Source organism: Longitalea arenae (assembly GCF_016924755.1).
Lineage (GTDB): Bacteria > Bacteroidota > Bacteroidia > Chitinophagales > Chitinophagaceae > Niastella > Niastella arenae.
Window position 1 is genome coordinate 174,693 of the sequence record NZ_JAFFJX010000008.1, and the last position, 25,534, is coordinate 200,226.

Below are 25,534 nucleotides of genomic sequence, written 5' to 3' on the forward strand. Positions count from 1 at the left end.
ACATTGCTGTTGACCCTTTACTTACTAACCCATTAAATTCTTGCACTAAATTACAAATAAGCGCCACATAACAAAATTATTTTTTAGGGTTGTGAATAAATTTAAAGCCTTATTAAGGGATTAGCCGGTTTAGCAAATTATTGCCGTAAATCGTTGATAATCAAATTTTAATATAATTTTAAGAGATTCGCTAAAAGACCTGTGATAAAATGTCAGCCCACCGCGATTAAACGCTAATCGAATGACAAAAAGGCCCCTGATTTCTGCCGAAAAATGGCGTAAAAATTACTCAAATTAATTGGTAACTGATTTGATAGAATATTGTTATTAATAAAAAAAGAGTACGAAAAATGACACCATCTATTTTAATTATTTCGATCCTGTTTTTAGTGATCAGTTTGCTGGTGTCCGGTGTGCTTAAAGGCAAGTTTGCAAAGTACAGCCGGGTGCCGTTGTCAGCCGGTTTAACAGGTAGAGAAGTGGCCCTGAAAATGTTACAGGAGAATGGTATATATGATGTTAAGGTAGCATCAACCAACGGTTTCCTGAGCGACCACTACGATCCTACTTCGAGAACAGTTAATTTGAGCGAAGACGTATATAACGGAATATCAGTGGCTTCTGCAGCTGTAGCCGCCCATGAATGCGGCCACGCCATACAACATGCCAATGCTTATCAGTGGTTAACGCTGCGCAGCAAGCTGGTGCCGGTGGTTATGTTCAGCTCGGGCATTGTACAATGGATACTGCTGTTCGGGGTGATTATGGTGAACGCCTTCCCGGCCTTGCTGTTAATTGGTATTATTTTGTTCGGCTTAACTACTTTATTCTCAGTAATTACGCTGCCGGTTGAGCTGGATGCCAGCAGGAGGGCATTAGCCTGGTTAAACCGCACGAATATTACGAATGGCAGGGAGTACCCGCAGGCAAAAGACGCACTGAAATGGGCTGCCTTAACGTATGTAGTGGCTGCCCTGGCTTCCATCGCCACCCTGGTACAGTATATATTTATATTCCTGGGTGGAAGGAATCGGGAGTAAGTAATAGTCATTAATTTATGAGGGGCGCAAGATATATTTAAGACCAACAGCTTGCAGTGAACGCGACAGACCAAAGCCGTTCAATAGGCAAAAGTTAAAAAGGTTCTAGACCTAACAGGGACAGATCTGGTATTTACCTGTTTCCTTCTTTCGCAGTATTATAATTTTTGATTATGTAGGTATGATGGACCCCCGTTTGCCAGCTGGTGAACGGGGTTTTTTTCTGGGGTTACATTACTGTAAGAACATTAATCGGTTATGCAGCAAAGTCCAACGGTTTACAACCATTAAACCGGGGTGGAATGAGGGTCCCTCAAGGTAACTTGGCGTTTTTCGCTGCACACTTATCGGCGATATTTACACGGTTATTGGCAAAACTGCGCACTTACCAATTTTCACTTGGCCGTATGTGTTTTAAAAATAATTTTGACTCGTCTGATTCACTTTTTTCCCTACGCCTTTCTGGTTTTATATTACGATCGGGCAATTTCTTGCCCGATCCTCTTTTTTATAATCCCCTTCGGTTTACTGAAATGTATTACCTGTCGCCAAGCATAATCCGATCTGATGAGCATGGGACATGAGGCTATATTCAGCCTGATTTCTTCGGGATTTCCCAATGAAAACACATAGTTCTCCTAGAGAAGACCCGAAGAAGTCCCGAAGAAGTTGTTGTAATGCTATATTAATCAATTAATTATGAGGAGGAAATAAGATGTGCTTAAACCCTTGATAATTAATGCGATATGTTCCCTTGGGCAAAACAGGAGGAAAAGGCATAGGCGATAAGGTTCTGCGGCAGTGGCGGATCAGGCGGCATTGCTGTATGCGAAAATGAAGAACTGCAGGCCCCCAAAGGCCGGCCTTGCACTTAGCAAAATGATACTAAATAGCTGAATTAGCCGGTCTGATTCACCACTGACCACTGACCATTGACCATTGACAATTGACCATTGACCATTCACCAATGGCAGGCCCATGCAGAGCCTTGCACTTAGTTAAATGAATGATTACATGGCAGAATAGCCGGTCTGATCGACCACTGACCATTCACCATTGGCCATTGACCGCCTTCACAGTTTGATCTCGTCGTCGTGTTTGTCGAAGAAGTGGAATTCTGTAAGATGATAATTGGTATTTTCCCTGATCTTAACCTTCTGGCCATATTTCCACCGCCATTTCCATTGTTTTGATTTCAGCCAGGAACCTTTTGTAAGGTAGGCGTGCATAATGGGATGTACGACCAGGGTAAGGTCTTTATGCTGGTGCGTAATGAGGTAGCTGAGGTTCTTTTCAATTTCATCCTCCAGCAGCAGGGTAGAAGATATTTTACCGGTTCCGGCGCAGCTTGGACAAACCTCCTGGGTATTGATATTTACCTCGGGTTTCATCCTTTGCCGGGTGATTTGCATGAGCCCGAACTTCGAAATGGGCAGCACGGCATGTTTCGCCCGGTCGGGGCGCATACATTCTTCCATGGCTTCCAGCAGCTTGCGTTTGTTATCGGGCAGCTTCATATCGATAAAGTCCACCACGATAATACCACCAAGGTCGCGTAACCGTAACTGGCGGGAAATTTCGGCGGCAGCTTCAAGGTTGGTTTCCAGGGCATTTTGCTCCTGGTTATTGCCAACGCTTTTGTAGCCGCTGTTCACATCAATTACGTGCAAAGCTTCTGTGTGTTCAATAATAAGATAGGCGCCGCTGGGCAGGTTAACAGTTTTACCGAAGGCAGCTTTTACCTGCTTGGTAATACCGTACTGGTCGAAGATGGGCAATCCATTATGATAGTAAGAAACGATGTCGGCTTTTTCGGGCGCAATGCGCTGAATATAATTGCGGGTGTCGTTATAAATATTGCGGTCATTTACCACAACGCGGTTAAAATCTTCATTCAGCAGATCGCGTAAGATACTGGTGGTTTTAGTTTGCTCACTCAGGATCTTGGCGGGGGCTACCGCACCTTTGAGATTTCCCTGGATGGTTTCCCAGGTTTCAACCAGGGCGGCCAGGTCTTCGTGTAATTCGGCGGTATTCTTACCTTCAGCAGCAGTACGAACTATTACGCCAAAATTCTTTGGTTTAATAGCTTCCACTATTTTCTGTAATCTTTTTCTTTCTTCAGCAGAGTGGATCTTGCGGGAAACGGCCACGATATCATTAAATGGAGTGATAACAACAAAACGGCCGGGCAATGAGATCTCGCAACTCAGGCGGGGGCCTTTGGCGGCGATGGGTTCCTTTAAGATCTGTACAAGAATATTCGGCTTGCCGCTCAGTACTTCATTGATCTTTCCGGTTTTTATAATTTCCGGTTCAACCTGGAAGGTGGCGAAATTAAAACCCTGCGGACTGTTATCGCTAATAGCCTGTTGGGTGAATTTCAATAAAGAGCGCGCGTATGGGCTGAGGTCTGTATAGTGGAGGAAAGCATCTTTCTCAAATCCTACATCAACAAAGGCAGCATTGAGGCCCGGGATGAGTTTTTTAACTTTTCCAAGATATAGGTCGCCCACCGCGAAACTTGCATCCGCTTTTTCATGATGCAATTCCACGAGCTTTTTATCCTCCAAAAGGGCGATTTCAACCCCCTGGGGTGCTGCATTTATAATTAGTTCCTTATTCAAGCGTAACTGTCTTTATACCGTCTAAATCATCTCATCACTACAAGGAAATGTGCTGAAGAGGAATTAGTTGTCAGGTATCAGTATCAGCATTGTAAGTAACCTGTAATAAATGACAACGTAACTAGATTCAGCGAAAGAAGGAAAAGGTCTCGCCGGAAAGGCGCGACCTTTTCAAGAAGATAAAACTAGCGGTTCTTCTTCTTATGCCGGTTTTTTCTAAGTCTTTTTTTACGCTTGTGCGTGGCTATTTTATGACGCTTTCTTTTTCTACCACAAGGCATATAACACCAATGAGTTTAAGATTAAATAATAATGTTTAAATGTCTTTTACCGGATAGGTTTAATTATTTATTACCAAGTAATTTAATACGTTCGTCGATCTCCCTGACCACATCGGCATTGTGAATATGCTTCTTGCTCTCGTTGTACCATTTCACTGCATTCGCCTTGTCGTTATGCTGTTCGTAAGCTTCTGCCAGGATCAATATTGCTTCAATATTTTCCGGCTGGTGTTGCACTACTTTCAACATGCGGTCAATTGCTTTATCCAGCTGTCCCGAGATCAAACTGCCCAGGCCCAACTGGAACTGTGCATACATATTCTCCGGATCTCTTTCTGCAACCTCCCTGATCATCATAATTCCCTGCATGGGATTATCACTGATATTACCCAGGAGATAGCAGCTTCCCAATCCAACTTTCAGCGAATCATTGTTCGGCGCGATCTGCAATGCCTTCTCAAATAACTCTTTAGCCTCTATTGCCATCCAACGCTGTAAATCAGGATTTTCCTGCCGCCGGATGCCCTCTAAAAAGAATTGGGCAGCAAAGGTGAGACTTTTTTGAGAATTTTCCAATTTAGCAGCCTGTGCAGAATAATAACCGTAGGGGAGCAGTAAATGCGCCGAATCTTTCCAGAAGGCGGCCAGCTGCTTGTACACCTTTATCTGCTGCTCCTTCACGTCGCCGCGTACAACAGCCGTTTCCAGCTGGGCAACCTGGGCCTGCAGGGCAGGACTCAGTTGCTGCTTGGATGCTTCCAGAATGGTCTTAAAAGTTATTTCTTTAGTACCGGCTGCTGCTGCAACAGCACCAGGGTTCTTTTTAGGGGGAATGGTTCGGCCAAAAAAGTAAATCAGACACAGGAGCACAACTCCACTGCCTACCAGGATCAATTGTTGCTTTTTCAAAAATCAAACATTTAAGCAGCAAATTTACATCTCATCATCCGGGTTTGGCTGATCTTCTTTCACAGATTGCAGTTTTTTAACTTCTGCAACGAATTCTTTGGCTGGCTTGAATGCAGGAATGAAATGTTCGGGTATATGCACCGCAATATTCTTTTTGATATTACGGCCAATTTTAGCAGCTCTCTTCTTTGTTATGAAGCTGCCGAATCCACGAATGTAGATGTTCTCGCCCTGGGACAAGGTGTCTTTCACTTCCTTGAACATGGTCTCCAGCGTAACCAGCACATCAACCTTCGGTATACCTGTTTTTTCCGATATTTGGTTAACGAGGTCTGCCTTTCTCATGTCGCATGAATTTTTACGGGTTTACAAATTTTAATTTTAAAAAATTTTCATAGGAATGTCAAAGGCAATCTACACTAAATCAATTCTTTAATGAAATTAACGGTAAATTTTCACATTTGCAAGAAAAGTATAAACAATTGAAAATGAATTTTAAACAATTTTCATGCCTGAAATAAGAAGCAAACAATTCATTTTCATTCTGTTATAGGACGAAATGTCTGCACAACAAGTATTAGCATTTTTTTTCAGTTCAGGAAAAACACGGAGCTTTTCAGCCGTTGAGGGCTTAAAAATGGCCTCTTAACCGGCCGGAAACCGTAAAAAACCAGTTATTTTTTAATGAAACCTGATTTTACGCGTAAGTTATTACAGTGGAATAAGAGCAGTAACAAACGTGTTATGCCATGGAAGGGAGAGAAAGATCCATATAAAATATGGCTGAGTGAGATCATACTGCAACAAACAAGAGTTGAACAGGGATGGAGCTATTATGAAAAATTCATTGCAGCATTTCCAACTATAATTCATTTGGCCAGGGCCAATGAAGAAAAAGTTTTTAAGATGTGGGAAGGGCTCGGTTATTACAGCCGTTGTAAAAACCTCATTGCTGCAGCACGCAAGATCGCCAGCGATTACAAAGGAAAATTTCCGGCTACCTATGACGAGATCATCGCCCTGCCTGGTGTAGGTCCATATACAGCCTCAGCGATCTCATCCTTTGCGTTCAATGCACCGCATGCCGTACTCGATGGTAATGTGCAACGCATTCTTGCCCGCTACTTCGGCATTACCACACCTGTTGATACTACAGAGGGCAGGAAATTGTATCAAACGCTTGCCCAGTCATTATTGCATCAGGATACGCCTGGCATTTATAATCAGGCCATCATGGATTTCGGCGCCGTCATCTGCAAACCACAGAACCCATTGTGCCAGGACTGTGTTCAGCAAAAAGAATGTGAAGCATACCGGCAGAACCTGGTTACACAGCTACCGGTAAAACAAAAGGCCATCATTCGTAAAGAGCGTTGGTTCTATTACTTCATCGTTGAACACAAAGGCAAATGGTATATTAAGCAAAGAACGGGTAAGGACATATGGGAAAATTTATTTGAGTTTGTTTTGTTTGAATCGCCGGCTGTTGTGGAGAACATAACGTTAAAATTGCCATTTCTCAGGAAGCTGGTGAACGGGCAGCAATGCCATATTGAAAGCATCAGCCGTACATACCGGCAGCAGCTTACCCATCAAACGATTCATGGCCGTTTCATTAAACTGCAGGTACAGGAAGCTTTACCCACGCTGAGTAATTTCCTGTTGATAGATAAAAAGCAACTTTCAAAATATGCCTTCCCCCGGTTTATAACTGCCTTTTTGGGTGAGCCGGCCACCCCGGCCGAACTGTTCTAAAGCCGTTAGGAATCTTTATTATCGTTCATATGATGCGGGCCCCGGGTTTTGCCGGCATGGCCACACATGGTAAACTATACGATTTGTGAAAGTGGCTACAGATGGGTATTCGTGTCATAATCGGCCTAAAAATTTCTATTTTTTTCTATTAAAAAATTTAACTTTAAAAAGGAATAAAAAGGCGCAGACGATTATTAACATCAAATTTACCATCTATGAGAGGAGTAAACAGGGTAATGCTAATTGGTAATTTAGGAAAGGACCCGGATACACAGCACCTGGAGGGACATATTGCCGTAGCAAAATTCCCTTTGGCAACCACCGAAACATTTAAAGACAGATCGGGCAAGCTCATTTCTCAAACAGAATGGCATACCGTGGTACTCTGGAGAGGATTGGCAGAGCTGGCGCAGAAGTACCTACACAAAGGTAGCCTGGTATATATTGAAGGCAGGCTTCGTACACGCAGCTGGGAAGACAAGGAAGGCAATAAAAAATTTGCGACTGAGGTCGTTGGCGATAACCTGATAATGCTGGATAAAAGGGCCGATGCATCCCATGGCTCCCATGGCACTACAACTCCGCATGGTGAAAATATAGAAGGCTTTAATAGTGCCGATATCCCACCCATAAGTGATTCCCCTTCCCAGGATTTGCCATTCTAGCCCATACTATTATTTTTGCATGTCGAAATAATTTCAGCAGGGGGCCGATTAAAAGGTTTGAAATTGCTTTTAACCGGCCCCTTTCTGATTAACTTTGTTGATTATAGAACTAATGACAGGCTATAATTCGAATCGATGATCAAATTTATTCATGAAAACCCCATGCTTTGGACAAGCCTTTGTTGATTTTTGGATCTGAGTATGTGCTTAAGTTGCTGTGGATGGCGACCAACTATCAGGGTGCCACTCTGGTAGGTGCTGCAGTGCTTGTTTTATTACTGCTTTCTTTTTTTATCTCCGGTGCTGAAATGGCTTTCTTCTCGCTCACCTACCGGGACATCAATATGCTTAAGACCAAGCAGGATACGGGCTGGAAGCGGATCGCCACCCTGCTGGAAGAACCCAGGGCTTTACAGGCATCGTTGATGATCGCCAATACCCTGGTGAACATTGCCGTGATCATCCTCACCAATTTTTTTATAGACCAGGTACTGATCATACAACCCGGGAATGTGCAGATCTGGGTCGTGTACCTCATCAAACTGGTCATCATTTCCTCCCTGATCATTTTATTTGGCGAAATATTACCCAAGGTACGTGCCTCCCAAAATAACCTTCGTTCGGCATACGAAGCTTCCTTCCTGGTGGAAGTGATCTTTTATATGTTCAAACGGATCTCGGTTTGGTTGCTCAGGGTATCGGATGGGGTTGAATCGTTGTTCGGTGGTAAAGCCTCCCGGGCTTATACCCACCAGCAGCTGGAGCAGGCCATCAAAAGCACCATACACGAAGAAGAAGAGCAGCGCATCCTGGCCGGCATCTACAAATTCCCCAACATTACCGTAAAGCAGATCATGCGCACCCGTCTCGATGTGAACGGCATCGAATACGAAGCCAATTTTCAGGCATTAAAAAGAAAAGTGGAAGAGCTGCATTATTCCCGCCTGCCGGTATACCGCAAAAGCCTCGACGATATTGTTGGGATCGTTCATACCAAAGACCTGTTGTTATACCTGAATGAACCTGACAATTTTGACTGGCATGTGGTGGTTCGGCCCCCGTTCTTTGTGCATGAACAAAAACATATTGAAGACCTGCTGAAAGAATTTCAAACCCGGCATATACACTTTGCCGTGGTGGTTGATGAATTTGGCGGAACCAGCGGAATTGTTACCCTGGAAGATATTCTCGAAGAGATCATTGGCGATATCAGGGATGAATTTGACGAAGAAGAGACCGGCATCAAAAAAATAGACGAGTATACATACATTTTTGAAGGCCGTACCATGATACACGACGCCTGCAAGATCATGAACCTGCAGGAAGATACCTTCGACCAGGTAAAAGGCGACAGCGATTCCATGGCCGGCCTCATGCTGGAACTGGTGGGAGAAATACCCAAGGTGAATGACACGGCCACGGTAGGTGACTTTGATTTTGAAGCCCTCGAAGTTGACCGCAACCGCATCCGGAAAATAAAGGTCACCATCAATATAAAACAGGACAGGCAGGTGAGTTAACTGAGGACTTGAAGTTACAGGTTACAAGGTCTCACCTTCCTGCACCTGAAACCTGTAACATGGAACCTGCCACCCATGAATTAAAATCCATAGTATAATTAAATGAAAACTCTCTTCATATTTTACATTGGCCTTATCGTTTTATTAATTGCCTGCAACAGTACATACACCCCGAAACGGAAAGGATATTTTAAAATTGATTTTCCCAAACATGAGTACAGGCTGTTCGATCAGCCCGGATACCCTTATACCTTTGAATATCCGGTGTATGCAAATGTTATAAAGGATACTACCTTCTTTGAAGATAAACCGGAAAACCCTTACTGGATCAATATCGACTTTCCCCGGTTCAACGGAAAAATTTATATCAGTTACAAGGAAATCGGCAAGAACGAGCTCAATAAACTGGTGAACGATGCCTACAATATGACTTACAAACATTCCACCCGGGCCACCGAGATCGTTGATTCAACGATGCGCACCGCCACCGGGGTAAGCGGCGTATTTTTTACGGTTGGGGGAAATGCGGCTACCAATAAACAATTCTTCGTGACCGATTCAACCAGGCATTTTTTACGGGGCGCCTTATACTTTGACGCCAGCCCGAACGAAGATTCGCTGAGCGTGGTAAACAACTTTTTGCAGGAAGATATGAAACACCTGATCAATACATTCAGGTGGAGATAGTAGGTGTAAGGCGGTATTTGCCAATATACGGTAGCATTTTGCCAGCCCTTGCTTGCTTCTTAATGATTAATTTTGCGCTTTAAAACATAATTACGTGATAGTAGTAGACAATGTGTTGATCAGTGATGAAATAGCCGAAGCACAGTTTGTGTGCGACCTGAATAAATGCAAGGGAGGCTGCTGTGAAGAAGGAGATGCCGGCGCTCCACTTGAAGATGCCGAGCTGGATATCATGATCGACGTATTTGAAAAAGTAAAGCCCTATCTCACCCCGGCTGCTTTGGCTGAAATTGAGCGGAAAGGGAAATATGTATACCATCGGGAGTTCGGCTGGGTAACCCCTACCTTGGGTGGTGATAATGAGATCTGTGTATATGGTTCCAGGGATGAGAAAGGCATTATCAAATGCGCCTTTGAACAGGCATATAACGATGGCGTTATCGGCTGGAAAAAGCCCATCAGCTGCCACTTCTTCCCGATTATTCAAAAAAACGGCCGGAAAGGCGATTACGATCGCATGAACTACGAGCCCCGGCCAACATTGTGCAGTCCGGCCTGCTCTCTGGGCAAAAAATTAAAGGTACCGGTGTACAAATTTTTGAAAGAACCTATCGTTCGCAAATACGGCGAAGACTTCTACAATGCGCTTGAAAAAGTGGCCACAGACTATATGGGCGCAAAAAGCAGGTAGGCAAAGAGATGGCGGGCTTGCCGCTGGTTACTGTAATCAGCGGGATGGCTCAGGATTGTGAAGTACGAAGGAACAAAGAACTTAGAATGCCCATAAAAGCGATTGGCAACGGGCAGGAATAAAGACGGAATGCCGGTGACTTGTAACAAAACCGTAAGCCGGCTAATAAGAACTAAAAACAAGCATTAAGAATGAGCGAGCACTCTTCCTCTTTCATGGCGAAAAGCACCATTAAGGCTGCGGATCTGGAACACAGGCGTAAAGTGAATTTCAACATAGGAAAGTACAATGCGGCAGTTCCCCTGGGTAAGGCGCAGTTTACAGATGTTCACCTGGCGCGCGAAAGAGCTAAAAATATTAAATGGCGGGCCATTGAACAGCTCGATAAACACCTGGAGCAGTTTGAAGCAATGCTTATCAAACGGGGCGGTAAAGTGATTTGGGCAGAAGATGGAAAACAGGCGGTAGAAGAAGTGCTCAGGATCTGTAAGGCAAAGAATTGCAAAACGATCGTGAAGAGCAAGAGCATGGTGACCGAAGAAATTCACCTGAACGATCATTTGGAAGAGCATGGCATTGAAAGCGTAGAGACCGACCTGGGTGAATATATTCAACAGCTCGATGGTGAGCCGCCTTATCACATTGTGACCCCCGCGATGCATAAAAGCCGCGAAGATATTGCCCGGCTCTTCACCGAGAAATTGCATGCAGCTCCTAATTTATCAGCAGAACAACTTACCCTTGTGGCGCGGGATAAATTGCGGCATAAGTATGTACAAGCTGAAGTAGGTATCACAGGCGCCAATTTTATTCTGGCCGATATTGGCGGCGTGGCTGTGAGTGAGAATGAAGGAAACGCCCGTTTAAGCAACGCATTTCCTAAAACCCACATAGTTATAACCGGGCTCGAAAAGGTTATTCCATCCATGAATGACCTGGCGCTGTTCTGGCCATTGCTGGCAACCTATGGCACCGGCCAGCAGATCACTTCATACAATACCATTATTTCTGGTCCCCGGCAGCCCGGTGAACCCGATGGTCCCGATGAGATGTATGTGATATTGCTCGATAACGGACGTACGAACATCCTGGCGAACGAAAGAACCCGCGAAAGCCTCTACTGCATTCGTTGCGGCGCTTGTTTAAATGCCTGCCCTGTTTATAAGAACATTGGCGGTCATGCGTATGAAACCACGTATAGCGGACCCATCGGCGCCGTTATTACTCCGCAGTTGAAAGACATGGGCGAATGGAAACATTTGAGCTATGCCTCATCTTTATGCGGTAATTGTACCGAGGTTTGCGCTGTAAAGATCAACCTGCACGAAATATTGCTTGAAAACCGGCACAACGCTGTAGAAAAAGGTGATTTCAGCTGGGGCGAAAAAGTTGCCTGGAAACTGTGGAAGCAGGCCACCCTGCACCGGAACATGTATAATATGGGCAATCAGAAACTCAAGAACTGGATGGTGAATAAAGTATTTAAAGGCTGGACCACCAACCGCGCCGATCTGAACTTCGCCGGTAAAACCTTTAACCAAATGTGGCGGGAAAAGAAAGGGAAATAGTTACTTAAAAGATAGTGTAAAAAAGTCAACTTTTACGGTTGACTTTTTTATTTTGCAGGTACTGATGCTACTTCTTTATACACATACCACAACAGCCCGCCTGCAATACATTGTTGATTTTATTGGTAAGGAATTATTTGATGGGGAGATAACCATCACTAACGATGAAGCTTATTTTAAGGCGTCAGAGCAACCGGGGCTGAACTATTCGTCACAGGAATTTTCTCACCGGGAATTTTATCTGCGGCAAACCCCTTTGCTGTTTGAGACCGGCATTCATCCGCAGCAGGTAGAATGTTTTGAAGTCAATTTTTACAAAGCGTTTTTCCAAACATCCGGTGATTTTCCCTTCGATATATTCGCCGCTTCTTTTTACCTGTTAAGCCGCTATGAAGAGTACCTGCCCCATGCAAAGGATGAATATGGCCGTTATGCCCACATCAACTCCCTCGCATACCGGGAACATTTCTTACAACAACCCCTGATCAATTACTGGTTGCAATCGTTTAAAAAAGCATTACAATTCAAATTCCCTGGATTGGTGTTCAGGCAAAGCCAGTTCAAATGTTTGTTAACGTATGATATTGATATGGCCTGGTCATACCTGCACAAAGGCTGGTGGAGGAACCTGGGCGGTTTTTATAACTCCATACGTAAGGGCGAATGGGCAAGGGTTAAAGACAGATGGCTGGTATTACGCGGCAAAAGAAAAGACCCGTTTGATTGTTTTGAATGGCTCGATGCCTGGCATTTATACTGCCGGCTGAAGCCTTATTTCTTTTTTCTGGCCGCCAAAAAAAGGTCGCGGTACGATAAGAACATCTCCTGCGACAAAAAACCATTTCGCGACCTGATAAGCTATTATGCCGATACCTATCATTTAGGCGCACATCCGTCGTGGCAAAGCGGTGATGATGCCGCCTTGTTGCGGGAAGAGCTGGAGTGGCTGGAAGTAGTGGGTGATAAAAAGATCCTGTGCAGCCGGCAACATTATATACGGTTTTCCATGCCTTTGACCTTCCGGCGCTTACTGGAAGCAGGGATAGAAAAAGATTTTTCCATGGGCTATGCCACTATTAACGGTTTCAGGGCCTCGGTGTGCTCCCCTTTTTACTGGTACGACCTGAAGAAAGAAGAAGCTACCTCGCTCTTGCTCTATCCATTCTGTTTTATGGATGCCAATTCGCTGTTCGAGCAAAAGCAAAGTCCACAACAAACGTATAATGAGCTCATCCAGTATTATGAACGGGTGAAAGGCGTTAAAGGCGTATTTATTCCCATCTGGCACAACTTCATTTTAGGCACTGATCCGGCATATGAAGGCTGGCGGAAAATGTTTGAGCTGTTTATGAAAGAGACTGTGTACTGGGATGCGTATAATGATGCGTTGTAGTGTGATCATCAGGTTTCACGATTATTCCGCAAATTGACACGCTTATTGCCAAAACAGCACGAATATCAATTTATTACCTGCAGTTTAATCGTGTTTATTATCTTTCATGCTTTGTAGTATTATAAACCACCATTCCTTATGAAGGCTAATTGGCTCGCGTTTGTCAGAACAGTTTTTAGTTTTGCCACTCCCGTTATTTTCCTAACATTTCTGGTCCCTTCCTGTATAACTGCCCGAAAGGTCGACAGGTGGGTAGATAAAAAGTATGGCGATGCGTTGACGGCGCCCACGAGAAAAAATACCGAATATATTACGGTCTCAACAACTTTGCCTGTTGCCGAACAGATCAACTCCAGCACTAAAAAAACAAGCGGCAGGTTTTTGCCTTTGTTGGTTTACTGGGAATGGCAAACTGCCAATACATGCACCCTGAACCCCAAATTACCTTTCAATAACTTTACCAATACTGCCCTGACCTATGCAAGCTCAAAAGGGCTGAAAAGTAAATTGAATGGGCGCCGGGTTGAGTTGGTATTAACACAAATTCCCAATGTGTTTTCAATCGATGATGAAAGCCACCTCGTATTTGTTGGTCTCTATGCGTTTGGCTGGGACATCATCTCTGTAGTGCCGGCGAAAAGCGAGATGGTTGTTTCATACAAGATCTTCCAGGATAATACAGAGCTAAAACAGGGAGTGATCACCATTCCTGATCTGGATAAAGCTATACATGTTAAAATATTCAACTCAGTAAAGAGAAAGACCTGGGAATATATTGATCAATACAACGAAAATATAACTGCCATGAGCAAAAAAGCGGTGGATAGTTTGATCACGCAATTGTGATAACCAGTTATCGTACGGCAAAGGCCCTCTATCGCCGGGGCATCCGGAAATAGAGGGCCTTGCATTATGCTAAAAAAACTCTAGTGTTTAAAGTGACGCATACCGGTCATTACCATGGCGAGCTGATGCTGCTGGCAGTAATCGATTGAATCCTTGTCGCGAACCGAACCGCCCGGTTGAATAAAGGCAGTAATACCGGCAGCATGCCCCAGCTGCACACAGTCATTAAAGGGGAAGAAGGCATCGCTTGCCAATACGGCTCCATTAAGATCAAATTCAAACTGGCGGGCTTTCTCCAGTGCATGACGCAACGCATCTACCCGGCTGGTTTGGCCGCAACCTTTGCCGATCAGCTGTTTATTCTTAACCAGTGCAATGGCGTTTGATTTCAGGTGTTTGCATACAATGTTGGCGAATACCAGGTCGCTTTTTTCCGTTGCATTGCTTTCGCGGCCGCCAACCTCTTTCCATACCTGGTAATTACCTTTGTCTTCGCCCTGCGCCAGTACGCCATTCAATACAGATTTATATTGGTTCGTACGGCTGGCAGCTGCTTTCTGCTGTAAGAGAATACGGTTCTTTTTTGACTTTAATACCGCCAGCGCATCTTCGTCAAAGGACGGCGCGATCAAAACCTCGAAGAATATTTCATTGATAGCATCCGCAGTTGCTTTATCAACAGTCCCGTTGCAAACCAGTACGCCGCCAAAAGCGCTTTCCGGGTCACCGGCCAGGGCTGCATCCCAGGCAGCTTTCACTGTATTTCTGGAAGCAATACCGCAAACGTTGGTATGTTTAATAATGCCAAATACAGCGCCTGTTTCATTACCGGCAAAATCGGTGATCAGTTGAACAGCCGCATCTACATCTACGAGATTATTATAGGAGAGCTCTTTTCCGTTCAGCTGATTGAACAATTGGTTGAGGTCGCCATAAAACACACCGGTCTGGTGAGGATTTTCGCCATACCGCATGGTTTTGGGACTGGGAACGGATTCCAGGAAATACAGATCGCCTGCTGGATCGAAATATTTTGCAATAGCCACATCGTAATGGGCTACAATTTGGAATGCTTTGGCGGCAAAGGCACGGCGTTGTTCCAGGGTAGTGGCGCCATTCTGGGCTGAAAGCATATCGGCCAGCACCTGGTAATCAGATTTTGCGGCCAGTACCACCACATTGCTGAAGTTTTTGGCTGCGCCCCGGATCATGGAAGGGCCGCCAATATCAATCTTTTCAATGATCAGTTTTTCTTCCGATGTGCTGGCTACCGTTTCTTCAAAGGGATACAGGTCTACAATTACCAGGTCAATTTCAGGAATATTGTATTGTTTCATTTCCTGAACATCTGTTTCCAGTTCGCGGCGACCCAGGATTCCGCCAAAAACGGAAGGATGCAGGGTCTTAACGCGGCCACCCAGAATGGATGGATAGGTGGTCAGCTGTTCAACCGGCACAACCGGAATGCCCAGTTTCTCTATAAATGATTGAGTACCACCGGTAGAGTAAATAGTTATGCCTTGTTCGTGCAACACCTTTACAAGGGGCTCAAGTCCATCTTTATAAAAAACGGAAATTAATGCAGACTGTATCTTTTTGGTCATATGCGTATATTATCGAAAGTGGAGTGTGGCAATTTTGAATTGCCGTATCAATTGCTCATTGCTCATTGCTCATTGCCCATTGCCCATTGCCATTGCCATTGCCCATTGCCCATTGCCCATTGCCCATTGCCCATTGCCCATTGCCCATTGCCCATTGCCCATTGCCCATTGCCCATTGCCCATTGCCCATTGCCCATTGCCCATTGCCCATTGCCCATTGCCTATTGCCCATTGCTCATTGCCTATTGCCCATTGCCTATTGCCCTCAGTACCCTGGATTCTGTTCGATCCCCGGATTTACCTGCGTTTCTTTTATTGCCACCGGAAACAAATACATGGCGTCTGTGAAATAGGGCGTGGTGACATCCTTCGGGGAATAGTTGAACATGCCATTTGCATTTTTGGTTATGGTTACTCCGTGAAGTGTAGTTCCATAAACCGATTTCGCAATTTTCCAGCGGCGGATGTCCCAAAATCTTTGTTCTTCGAATGCTAATTCAATGCGGCGTTCGTTCCTGACGACATCACGCATCTGATCTTGCGACAATCCTGCAGGCAGCGCATAAGGTGAAAGGCCTGCCCGCTGGCGAATTCTCTCAACAGCCGCATATACAGAGGCGTCGGGTCCTGAATATTCATTCTTTGCCTCGGCATACATTAAAAGAATATCTGCATACCTGATGATGCACCAGGGTGGAATAAAGCCGCCGTCGCGGTAAAAGGTGTTTGTATAATTTGCACTGCTGCTATCGTTCGCGCAAAACTTTTTGGCGTAATAGCCTGTTTGTGTTTGCACGGGAGCAAGGGTAGCATTATTCGGTTTGTCTTTCCCGCCTTCAAAAGTCTCTACCGGTCTTTGCAGCCATTTAGCGCCGTTATAAAACACCGTTTGTTCCAAACGGGGATCGCGGCCGGCATAAGGGTTCGATGGATTATAACCGGAAGAAGGATCAGTAATTGCTTTCCCGTTCTTCATGGGAAAGGCGTCAACAAATTCCTGTGTTGGGCTTACCCGGCCTTCACTATTGCGATTTGCCGGCTTGAATCCGGGCGGAGACATATAATAAGCGTAGGAATTATCGGTACGCGGATCGCTCATCCTGAAAAAAATGTGCTCCCTGTTAGCCCGCTGTAATACCAGGGTGTAACGATTAGGCTCCAGGTCATAATTGCCCAGGTCCATTACTGCTTTTGCAGCGTCGGCGGCCGCTTTCCATCTTTCTGCACTATAAACCGGGTAACCTGTATAGGGTTTATCCGGGTTCGATGAAGGATTGAACAAAGGACTTGCGGCCAGCAGCAATACCTTGGCTTTAATAGCCAGCACAATACTTTTGTTCATTCTTCCGAAATTCGGATCGGTTGTTCTGCCGCCGAGCGGCACGTCGGCACGCAGGCTGTCTTTAACTATATCCAATTCGGATACAATGTAATTGACGCATTCTTCAAAGCTGTTGCGTTTTACATTCAATAATTCAGGATCATGGTAATCGAAAACCGTATCACCCACCATCGGAACACCACCATACCTCCTGATCAATTCGTAATAGAAATAAGCCCTGAGCGCACGCGCCTCGTTGGCAAGCCATACTTTGCGGGTTGAATCGGCCCAGGGTATGCGCTGATAATTATTTAAAAAAATATTCGCTGCCCGAATAGCACTATAACAATTACCCCAGTTATCATCAAATGTAAAAAGAGGATTGTATCCGCCGCGAATGATACTCCATCCCTCATTTCCTTCGGCGCTTGGAACGGCATCATCTGAAAAACATTCCAAAGGTACCAGGGAAATTTTAGTACCTCTCGGTGTACCATTGAGCCCCCAACTACTTCCGCCCAGCATCCGGTTATAACCGGAAGGAATTTTAAGATATATGTTTCCCACCCACCAATATGCCTGGGTTCCTGTAGGGTCATTCTCATCGAAGATAAAGTCTTCAGTAAGCAGCTGCAGCGGTTTGTCTTCAAAGGTTTTTTTACAGGAGGGTATTGTAAAGATGATTGCAGTTAAAATAAGACTGAGCCAGCCATAATGCTTTTTCATCTGAAAATGTTTATTGTTTACTAGCCAGATGGAACTTACCATAACAAATTTTTCATTGCCGTGTGTGCTGTAATGAAAATTTTGTCATGGCCGTTTCATACAACAATCCTTAGCTGTTAAAATTTAATATTGATACCGAAATTGACAATCTTCATAATAGGATAAGCAGCGCCCCAGGCCTCTGGATCCAGATCTTTTCTCAGGTCATGAATTTCCGCCCAGGTGAGCAGGTTCAATCCGTTGGCAAAGAAGCGTACTGAGGGAAAGCCAATCTTGCGGGATAATTTTTCAGGGAAGGTATAGCCCAGCTCTACGTTCCTGAGGCGCACAAAATCATTTTCTTTCAACCAAAAGGAGGAGGTCTGTGTATTATTTGTATTGTTACCCAACCACAATCTCGGTTGTTGTGCTGATTCAGCCGTTTCGGCTGTAAACCGGCCCAGATTGTACGCATAGGCATTGTTTTGCCCACTGTTGCCAAAGCCGTACATGAAATCACCGTCTATATAACTCTGCCGGCCAAACGTGCCCTGAATGAGTACTGACAGATCAACCCCTTTAAAACTGAAACCGGTATGGAGACCATAATAGATATCATTTTTATTGCCAAGGAAATCCTGGTCGTCAACGGTAATCTGGCCATCACCATCACGGTCAAGATAACGGATGTCGCCGGGCCTTAGAGAAGACCTGGGAGATGAAGGAAGTACTGCGGCAGAAGCATCGTTAATTTCATCGTACGATTTAAACAGGCCAATTGCCGTATAACCATATTGCAGCCCGGCAAGCTTTGCAGTTATGGTTCGGAAGTCGTAAATGCCGGCCAGTTGTTCATTGTCCATAGTTTCTGTGCGAACCAGCGAGAAATTACCTGTAACAAACCAGGTAAACTTCTTTATACTTTGTTGCCAGGTCACTGAAATATCTGTTCCCGAATAGTTTAATCGCTGATAGTTTAAAAGCGGATAGCCTGCGCCAAAGACGGTAGTTGTTATGGCAGGTGCGGCAACAAGATCATAGAACTTATTGAAGAAATAGTCAGCAGTTATTTTCAGCTTATTGTGCCAAAGGCCAAGGTCAATTCCTGCATTGAGCTTTTTTGCCTTTTCAGGGTAGAGGCCAGCATTGGCAATGGCATTTTCTCCCGACGCTCTGTCAAGTGAAGAGCCGGAGCCAAACCAATAGCCATTGCCCGAAAAGTAGCTTTGTATATACGAAAAGTACCCGGCATTTGCCTGTCCGGTCAATCCATAGTTTGCTCTCAGCTTCAGATCGCTGACGAAAGGAAGGTTACGGCTGATGAACACTTCATTATGCAGGTTCCAGCCAAGTCCTGCAGCCCAGTAAGTTGCCCAACGTTTTGATGGTGCAAACCAGTTGTATCCACCATAGCTAACAGCACCTTCAGCCAGGTATTTTTCATTAAAGCAATAGTTCAGTTTACCCGACCAGGCTGTATACTTTTCCGGGAGATTCGCCAGATTGAATGCCAGCCTGTTTTGTTGGTTTGCAACCGTAAGCACAGAAATGGCATGCTTTTTAAAGGTTCTGTCATAACCAAGCGATCCTTCCAGATACACAATTCGATAACGCTCATTTGCGCCGCCGTCCAATTTTTGCTCGGTCGTGGCCCCATACTTCGTGTACCCGTTATTCAGATACTGATACACTTCAAAATCTTTGACCCGCCGGGTGGTGTAAAAAGCAGTATTGTTGTTCGATGCTTTAGCTTTTAGCCAAAGACCTTTTGTAAGCACATCCAGTTTCTGAGTAACCTCCAGGTCAACCGCAATATCTCTTACATCCTGAAACTGGTATCCCCGGGCAACGGCCTGCCCCCAGATATTGGCATTGCCCTGGTATTTGTCGGTACCGCCAAATGTGCCATCAGGATTGAAGACAGGATAAGCCAATTGCGGCGTATTTAATAAGGATGAAAAGATTCCGGAAACCCCTCCACCGGGTTGATTGTAACGTTGAAAACGGCCGAAGATATTAAGCTGTACAAAAGTTACCGGTGTTACATCAACGCCGACATTAGACCGCAAAGCATACCGGTCTAATTGAGTGTTTGTGTTGTATTTATTGTCATCACTGGTATTTATGATCCCTTTTTCTCTCATATTGTCCAGGTCAACGAAATACCTGAACCCTTTGCCGCTACCCTGTATATTAAAATTATAACGCCGTACTCCGGCCCTGTTATTTAAAACGGTATTATACCAATCGACATCAGGGTAAGTATATGGATCTGTCTGATGCTGGTATGCCTCAATTTGTTCCTGTGTATATTGAGGAATAACGGGGGTTGTTCCGGCATCGTTCTGTTTGGCCTCATTATACAGTGTTGCATATTGCCAGGCAGATAAAGGCTTAGGAAGCGCTGTAGGTGTTTCAAAACCTGATTGGGCAGTAAATGAAATGCGGGGCTTACCCACATTTCCTTTTTTTGTTCTGATGGAAATGATTCCATACGAGGAACGGTGGCCGAACATCACCGTCGAAAGCGCATCTTTTAATACGCTTATAGATTCTATCTGTTCCGGATCGATGGACTGATAACCCCTTTCCACCCCATCGATCAATATGATCTGTGCTCTTGCCCCACGGATATTGTAGCTCATCCCGTTCCCGTCAAGGCCAGGTCCCCCACTGTTGAACGTAATATTCAAACCAGGGATACGGCCCGGCAAAGCCTGCAAAAATTGAGGGCTTGACGTAGTGGTCAACTGGTTGGTATAAACTGCTGCAACCGACTGAACTAACCTGCTTTTTGCCTGCTCCCCATAAAGAATTGGAACAGTAGCAGCCGTTTTTGAGATCTCAATAACCGGATCCGAAATTTGGTCGGCCTTTGCAGTGTCGGCAACCTGAGCCCTGGCAGAAGAAAATACCAGCAGCATAGCAGTGAGGAAGATCAGGTTGGCCCTGGCATACACCTGCCTCTCAACACCAGGGGGTGTCAAAGTTCCCGCAGTTAGTCTATTTTTCATAATGGCAATTTTTAAAAGCAATAAGATCCCTGTTAGGGCAAAACGGCTTTCCGCCCTATTAGTTATTATTGAAGCTTTGGTTTTGATGACTTAAACGGTGGCCCTAACCTGACAATAAAGCTCTTATTCATATACAATCGTTTCAAACCCGGTAAAAAAACTGGTCTTAATAATTCGATAACATAAAGCTAGGCGTGTAAAACCAATTTTTCTGGAGATTCGGGAGGGGGGTAAACTCCCAAAAAGGGGGGTGGAAACGCCAAATACTAATGTGAAAATGTGATAATGTGATAATGCTTCAAGGCCTGGCAGTCCTTAAAGATGGAAAGCTCACGCGAAAGCATTCCATAATGCCTGTATTCCATTATCAAATTATCGAATTATCAAATTCTCAAATCAATCTCGGGGATCGAGTGACTCCTTGTCAACCGTGAATTGCTTTCTATGCACCTGGCGGTACTTCTTTACATAATCAGAAGGGTTCATGCCGAAAAGCTTGTTGAATTGTTCGCGGAAGTATTTAATATCCCTTATGCCTACGGTATACGCTGTTTCCTTAATACTGTAGTCGGTATTGATAAAAAGCCCGGCGGCTTTCCTGAGACGGATGGACCGGATAAAAATATTTACCGGCTGGCCGGAAACTGATTTTACTTTGCGCAACAGGTTGGAATGGCTCATGTTCATTTCGTTCACTAATGTTTGAACGGTAAAGTTTTTATCCTTCAAGTGGCTTTCAACAATCAAAATGCATTTGTCCAAAAATTCCTTGTGTTCGGGAGAAACTTTGAAATCGTTTTTATTGAGGGTTATCTCGTTGTAAAAATATTTTTGTACGGTATTTCGATTCTTTAGCAGCGTGGTAACCCGTGCAACCAGTAGTTTACTGTCAAAAGGCTTTACAATATAATCATCTGCACCTCCTTCTACTCCCTGGAGCCTGAGCTCATCGGACGTAGCACCGGTAAGTAGGATTACCGGGATATGGCTTAACTGCCCATTTTCCTTAACCGCCCTGCAAAACCCGATCCCATCCATCTCCTTCATGTGTATGTCGGAGATAATGAGTTCTGGCAAATATTTCTGGGCGATAGCCAACCCGGCTTCGCCGTTTTCTGCATGATAGATTATATATGTGTCTTTAAACAGGCGGACAAGGTATTGCCTGATTGATTCATCATCATCTACGATCAGAATGGACTGCTTTTCCGAAACCAGTTCCGTGAGGGGTTCGCCTGTTCCATTATCTGCCCCCATTGCAGCGTCTTCTTTCAGCACTTCGAGCAATTGAGGCGCAGCCTCTGTTTCTGAAATAATAACATCCGCACCAAAATGAGTGGCACCTTTTAGAAGCTTTAATGTAAAAGTAGTGCCGCGTCCTTCTTCGCTTTTGTAGGAAATGGTTCCCTGGTGTTGCTCCGTAAAATGTTTCACCAGGAAGAGCCCGATGCCAAAACCTGCCCTAGAACTGGTTTTCGTTCTTTCAGCTTTATAAAATTTATCAAACAGTTTTTCTCCTGTTTCGGAAGGTATACCTGCCCCATTGTCTTCCACGCTGATCGACACATCTTCTGTTCCTTCTTCAATTGAAAGCCTGATGCTGCCTTCAGCAGATGTATATTTTAATGCATTGGAAAGAAGGTTATATAAAATGATCTCCAGCTTTTCCCGGCCTGCATAGATCTCTAAATCCTTTTTTGCACAATCAAAAACATAATTAATGCGCCGGGTTTTTGCCTGCTGAATAAAACATAAATACACTTCGTACGCAAGATCGTGAAGATTGAGTTTGGAAGGTTTAATTTTGTCCAAACCACTCTCCGCCTTCCTGAATAAAAGCAATTGATCAACAAGACTGAGCATTCGCCTTGCATTGCGGTAAACAATGTTCAACTCGCCCGTTTCTTTTTGTACACCGGAATTTTTCTCCAGCAGCTCCTTTACAGGATTAATAATTAATGTTAGTGGTGTTCTGAACTCATGAGAGATGTTGGTGAAGAAAGAAATTTTCTTTTCATTGATCTCTCTTTCTTTTTCATTCAGGATCCTTTCCTTTTCCCGTTCGGCATGTTCTCTTTCTCTTTCGGCTCTCTCTTTTTCCAACTCCGCTTTCTCTACCGCTAATTCGGCGAGGCTTCTTTCTTTTTCTGAGCGTTCATTTTCAGCATTAAGCTTTGCTATCTTTACTTCGTATTGCAGCCTGGTTTGTTTTGCACGGTATTGCAGATAAAAATAAACGGCTGCGCCAATAAGCAATGTATAAATCGAATATGCCCACCAGGTTCTGTACCAGGGAGGCAGCACAACAATGTTGATCTGCACCTCTTCTTTACTCCATTGCCCCTCGGCATTGGTGTTCTTTACCCTGAAGGTATAACTGCCTTCGGAAAGATGACTATAAACTACTTTTCTTGTTTTGCCGCAATAGATCCAGTCTTTATCGGAACCCTGCATGTAATAAGCATATTGGATTTTATCAGGCGCAGAATATTCCAGCGCGGCAAATTCAAATGAAAGAATGGCTTTATTATAAGGTATCCTGATGAGTTCAATACGATTGGAATTCGCCCGGATCTCAAGCGAAGGATCTCTTTCAACTGCAGTGTTGGCAATTTTCACATCTGTTAAAAAAATTCTCGGATTGCCGTTGGCTGCGGTGATGTTTTCGGGCCGGAACAAAGTAAACCCCTTAATGCCGCCAAAAGCAAATTCACCGGATCGTAAATTCAATGCTGCATGATAATTAAACTGGTTGCTTTGCAATCCATCACCCTGATAATAGTTCTTGAATGTTTTATTCTCAGGATCAAACTTGGCAATGCCATTAAAAGTGCTCATCCACAAATTACCTTCAGCGTCTTCAAGAATCTTGAATATAGAATTGCTGCAAAGACCTTCATCTGTGGTATAACGGGCAATAATCTGTCCCCGCTTTCTGTCAAACAGGATCAATCCACCTCCTTCCGTGCCAACCCAAAAATTACGGGAGCGGTCTTCCATTAAAACATTAACCGGTTTACCAATAAAATAAGAAATATGTTCTTTGCCGGCTTTATCAATTTTAACTAGGTGGGTCATGCCACCTCCCCAAAAAACATTGTTTCTGTCTTCTCTCAAAACATATAAATCCTTAAGCCTGTCATCGAACAATTCAAAAACTTTCTTATGCCTGTTCAATTTGAACAGGCCGTATTGCAAGGTGCTTAACCAGCAATTTTTTTCCGCATCCTCAAGAAGATTCGGCCCAATAGGGCGTAATGTGAGGAAAGTATTATTAGGGTCAATACAATCATAGTGTTCAAACTTCCCGTTGTTAAAACGATTAACTCCTCCCCGATAAGTGGTGATCCAGATCTCGTTTTGAAAATCTGATTGAATGTCGGTAACAAAATTGTCGCTTAATGAATATGGATCCCCACTATCATGGCGATAATTGGTAAACGAGTTCAATTTTCTGTTCCAGATACTCAGGCCGCCACCATCGGTGCCAATCCACAGATCACGGTTGGGCGCTTCGTAAAACGATAAAATATAATTGCTGACAAGCGTGTTGGTGGTGGCAGGGTTGGCAACAATATTTTGAAAACGCTCTTTATTGGGATCAATGACATTGATGCCGCCTCTTAAAGTACCAATCCATTTTCTTGATTGCCTGTCAATCCAGATAGCATAAACAGCATTGCTTGATAAAGAATTAGGCTCTCTTGTATTCGATAAAAATTGTGCTTCGTCGGTTACTGTATTTAAAATAACAACGCCACCACCATTTGTTGCAATCCACAATTCATTGTTTTTCGTTGCAGTGATTCCTGCAACCGTATTGTAGGTTAATTTTTTATTCGCTTCATTATAAACTCTGTCGAAGGAATTGGAAGCAATGTTGTACCGGAACAAACCATCATTTGCTCCTATCCACAAAAAGCCATTTGCCGCTTCAATACAATTGGCTGACCTGAGGCTTGCGTTTACCAATTTTGCTTTATTGGTTTTATACTCATAAACATACAAGCCTTTATTGGCTACAAAGAGCCAGAGATTTTTATCATTGCCTGCTTTCACTGAAGTAACATTATAAACTGCATTGGCATCGTTCTCTAAAGGTATTCTGTAAGCAACGCGTTCGCCTTTTTGGAAGAAAAGCAAGCCTTTGTCAGCTGTAGCAACAAACATATTGCCCTGCCGGTCGGCTTCAATATCGCCGACGACCGAATTCAGCTGTTCCGGTTTTTTTTCAGAAGTATAATAATAAAGAAAAGAAAAATTATTGGTCAGACTTTCGTAAACACATGCCCCCTGCCTTGTACCTATCCATAAATTCCCTTTTGCATCTTCGCTGATGGCATTGATCCAGTTGTTGATCAGCGACCGGTTGTTTTTGAAATTATTTCTGAAGATCTTGAATTCATATCCATCATAGCGGTTTAATCCATCATAGGTACCAAACCACATAAAACCATTTTTATCCTGGTAAATGCATCTTACAAAGTTGTTCGATAAGCCCTGATCAATGCCAAGACAGGCATTCACCGGGTAACCGGCAAAGGAGCTGTAGCAGGCAACAAAGTGAAACAACGCCACAAAGCAGATATGCTTACGAAAAGCCCTTTTCATATAAAGCAGTTGGCAACCGTTTGCAATCATTTTCTGAACCAGGAAATAGTTCCTGATTATCGAGAATACAGAACAAAACAATCATTTTGGTTAACTTACGATCCCTCTAACCGAGACGGCATCGCGGAGCATAAGTCGTTTCGTCAAATCTATCATTTAGCCTTTTTCTCCGGTTGTACTAAACCGACTTTTTTTTATACAAATCCGGCTTTTTTTATCCTTTAACGATCAGCAGCGGCCAATCTTACCGGGCCCGCCGGCTTGTACATCCCTTGAGTTGCATCTACATTTATTCCA

General features: G+C 44.1%; 17 protein-coding genes. 9 read left to right on the top strand and 8 right to left on the bottom strand.

The window, feature by feature from the left end:
* Positions 1 to 350: 350 nt before the first annotated feature.
* Positions 351 to 1,040 carry a zinc metallopeptidase gene (locus tag JT717_RS17140; RefSeq protein WP_205511729.1) on the top strand — a complete coding sequence of 230 codons (690 nt, stop codon included), beginning with the start codon at positions 351 to 353 and terminating at the stop codon, positions 1,038 to 1,040.
* Between the two features lie 1,073 nt (positions 1,041 to 2,113).
* On the opposite strand, the gene JT717_RS17145 is transcribed toward JT717_RS17140, so the two are convergent.
* The 3 genes from JT717_RS17145 to JT717_RS17155 all read right to left on the bottom strand — a co-directional run bounded on the left by JT717_RS17145 (position 2,114) and on the right by JT717_RS17155 (position 5,202).
* Complete coding sequence (locus JT717_RS17145) at positions 2,114 to 3,667, bottom strand: Rne/Rng family ribonuclease (protein ID WP_205511730.1); 1,554 nt, start codon at positions 3,665 to 3,667, stop codon at positions 2,114 to 2,116.
* 344 nt (positions 3,668 to 4,011) lie between these two features.
* On the bottom strand, positions 4,012 to 4,857 hold the full coding sequence (locus JT717_RS17150) for a tetratricopeptide repeat protein (protein ID WP_205511732.1): 846 nt from the start codon (positions 4,855 to 4,857) through the stop codon (positions 4,012 to 4,014).
* Positions 4,858 to 4,881: 24 nt separating this feature from the next.
* Complete coding sequence (locus JT717_RS17155; protein ID WP_081145882.1) at positions 4,882 to 5,202, bottom strand: HU family DNA-binding protein; 321 nt, start codon at positions 5,200 to 5,202, stop codon at positions 4,882 to 4,884.
* A 339-nt stretch (positions 5,203 to 5,541) separates the two neighbouring features.
* On the opposite strand from JT717_RS17155, the gene mutY reads away from it, so the two are divergent.
* From mutY to JT717_RS17195, 8 genes are all read left to right on the top strand, one after another.
* Positions 5,542 to 6,612 (top strand): A/G-specific adenine glycosylase, encoded by a 1,071-nt coding sequence (gene mutY / locus JT717_RS17160; RefSeq protein WP_205511734.1) that lies wholly within the window; start codon positions 5,542 to 5,544, stop codon positions 6,610 to 6,612.
* Between the two features lie 215 nt (positions 6,613 to 6,827).
* Positions 6,828 to 7,277, top strand: a complete 450-nt coding sequence (locus JT717_RS17165; protein WP_205511736.1) for a single-stranded DNA-binding protein — start codon at positions 6,828 to 6,830, stop codon at positions 7,275 to 7,277.
* 221 nt (positions 7,278 to 7,498) lie between these two features.
* Complete coding sequence (gldE, locus tag JT717_RS17170; RefSeq protein ID WP_240348181.1) at positions 7,499 to 8,797, top strand: gliding motility-associated protein GldE; 1,299 nt, start codon at positions 7,499 to 7,501, stop codon at positions 8,795 to 8,797.
* A 102-nt stretch (positions 8,798 to 8,899) separates the two neighbouring features.
* A complete protein-coding gene (gene gldD, locus JT717_RS17175) occupies positions 8,900 to 9,484 on the top strand; it encodes a gliding motility lipoprotein GldD (protein WP_205511740.1) in 585 nt (194 codons plus the stop codon).
* A gap of 94 nt (positions 9,485 to 9,578) precedes the next feature.
* Positions 9,579 to 10,175: a DUF3109 family protein gene (locus JT717_RS17180; RefSeq protein ID WP_205511742.1), complete on the top strand. Its 597-nt coding sequence runs from the start codon at positions 9,579 to 9,581 to the stop codon at positions 10,173 to 10,175.
* Between the two features lie 191 nt (positions 10,176 to 10,366).
* Positions 10,367 to 11,743: a LutB/LldF family L-lactate oxidation iron-sulfur protein gene (locus JT717_RS17185; protein WP_205511744.1), complete on the top strand. Its 1,377-nt coding sequence runs from the start codon at positions 10,367 to 10,369 to the stop codon at positions 11,741 to 11,743.
* Between the two features lie 64 nt (positions 11,744 to 11,807).
* Positions 11,808 to 13,136, top strand: a complete 1,329-nt coding sequence (locus JT717_RS17190; protein WP_205511746.1) for a polysaccharide deacetylase family protein — start codon at positions 11,808 to 11,810, stop codon at positions 13,134 to 13,136.
* Positions 13,137 to 13,274: 138 nt separating this feature from the next.
* Positions 13,275 to 13,982 carry a hypothetical protein gene (locus JT717_RS17195; protein ID WP_205511748.1) on the top strand — a complete coding sequence of 236 codons (708 nt, stop codon included), beginning with the start codon at positions 13,275 to 13,277 and terminating at the stop codon, positions 13,980 to 13,982.
* An 80-nt stretch (positions 13,983 to 14,062) separates the two neighbouring features.
* Here JT717_RS17195 and purH read toward each other — a convergent pair whose 3' ends face one another.
* The 5 genes from purH to JT717_RS17220 form a co-directional block, all read right to left on the bottom strand.
* Positions 14,063 to 15,586: a bifunctional phosphoribosylaminoimidazolecarboxamide formyltransferase/IMP cyclohydrolase gene (gene purH / locus JT717_RS17200; RefSeq protein ID WP_205511751.1), complete on the bottom strand. Its 1,524-nt coding sequence runs from the start codon at positions 15,584 to 15,586 to the stop codon at positions 14,063 to 14,065.
* A gap of 55 nt (positions 15,587 to 15,641) precedes the next feature.
* Positions 15,642 to 15,818, bottom strand: coding sequence for a hypothetical protein (locus JT717_RS17205; RefSeq protein ID WP_205511753.1), 177 nt, complete (start codon positions 15,816 to 15,818; stop codon positions 15,642 to 15,644).
* A gap of 33 nt (positions 15,819 to 15,851) precedes the next feature.
* On the bottom strand, positions 15,852 to 17,633 hold the full coding sequence (locus JT717_RS17210; protein WP_205511754.1) for a RagB/SusD family nutrient uptake outer membrane protein: 1,782 nt from the start codon (positions 17,631 to 17,633) through the stop codon (positions 15,852 to 15,854).
* Between the two features lie 116 nt (positions 17,634 to 17,749).
* Positions 17,750 to 20,626 (bottom strand): SusC/RagA family TonB-linked outer membrane protein, encoded by a 2,877-nt coding sequence (locus JT717_RS17215; RefSeq protein ID WP_205511756.1) that lies wholly within the window; start codon positions 20,624 to 20,626, stop codon positions 17,750 to 17,752.
* Between the two features lie 396 nt (positions 20,627 to 21,022).
* Positions 21,023 to 25,237: a two-component regulator propeller domain-containing protein gene (locus JT717_RS17220; protein WP_205511758.1), complete on the bottom strand. Its 4,215-nt coding sequence runs from the start codon at positions 25,235 to 25,237 to the stop codon at positions 21,023 to 21,025.
* Between the last annotated feature and the right edge of the window lie 297 nt (positions 25,238 to 25,534).

What these genes read in the sequence shown, in the direction of transcription:
- JT717_RS17140 (WP_205511729.1), top strand. Translation starts at nt 351, where the DNA reads ATGACACCATCTATTTTAATTATTTCGATCCTGTTTTTAGTGATCAGT.
- JT717_RS17155 (WP_081145882.1), bottom strand. Translation starts at nt 5,202, where the DNA reads ATGAGAAAGGCAGACCTCGTTAACCAAATATCGGAAAAAACAGGTATA.
- mutY (WP_205511734.1), top strand. Translation starts at nt 5,542, where the DNA reads ATGAAACCTGATTTTACGCGTAAGTTATTACAGTGGAATAAGAGCAGT.
- JT717_RS17165 (WP_205511736.1), top strand. Translation starts at nt 6,828, where the DNA reads ATGAGAGGAGTAAACAGGGTAATGCTAATTGGTAATTTAGGAAAGGAC.
- gldE (WP_240348181.1), top strand. Translation starts at nt 7,499, where the DNA reads ATGGCGACCAACTATCAGGGTGCCACTCTGGTAGGTGCTGCAGTGCTT.
- gldD (WP_205511740.1), top strand. Translation starts at nt 8,900, where the DNA reads ATGAAAACTCTCTTCATATTTTACATTGGCCTTATCGTTTTATTAATT.
- JT717_RS17185 (WP_205511744.1), top strand. Translation starts at nt 10,367, where the DNA reads ATGAGCGAGCACTCTTCCTCTTTCATGGCGAAAAGCACCATTAAGGCT.
- JT717_RS17190 (WP_205511746.1), top strand. Translation starts at nt 11,808, where the DNA reads ATGCTACTTCTTTATACACATACCACAACAGCCCGCCTGCAATACATT.
- JT717_RS17195 (WP_205511748.1), top strand. Translation starts at nt 13,275, where the DNA reads ATGAAGGCTAATTGGCTCGCGTTTGTCAGAACAGTTTTTAGTTTTGCC.
- purH (WP_205511751.1), bottom strand. Translation starts at nt 15,586, where the DNA reads ATGACCAAAAAGATACAGTCTGCATTAATTTCCGTTTTTTATAAAGAT.
- JT717_RS17205 (WP_205511753.1), bottom strand. Translation starts at nt 15,818, where the DNA reads ATGGGCAATAGGCAATGGGCAATGGGCAATGGGCAATGGGCAATGGGC.
- JT717_RS17210 (WP_205511754.1), bottom strand. Translation starts at nt 17,633, where the DNA reads ATGAAAAAGCATTATGGCTGGCTCAGTCTTATTTTAACTGCAATCATC.
- JT717_RS17215 (WP_205511756.1), bottom strand. Translation starts at nt 20,626, where the DNA reads ATGAAAAATAGACTAACTGCGGGAACTTTGACACCCCCTGGTGTTGAG.
- JT717_RS17220 (WP_205511758.1), bottom strand. Translation starts at nt 25,237, where the DNA reads ATGAAAAGGGCTTTTCGTAAGCATATCTGCTTTGTGGCGTTGTTTCAC.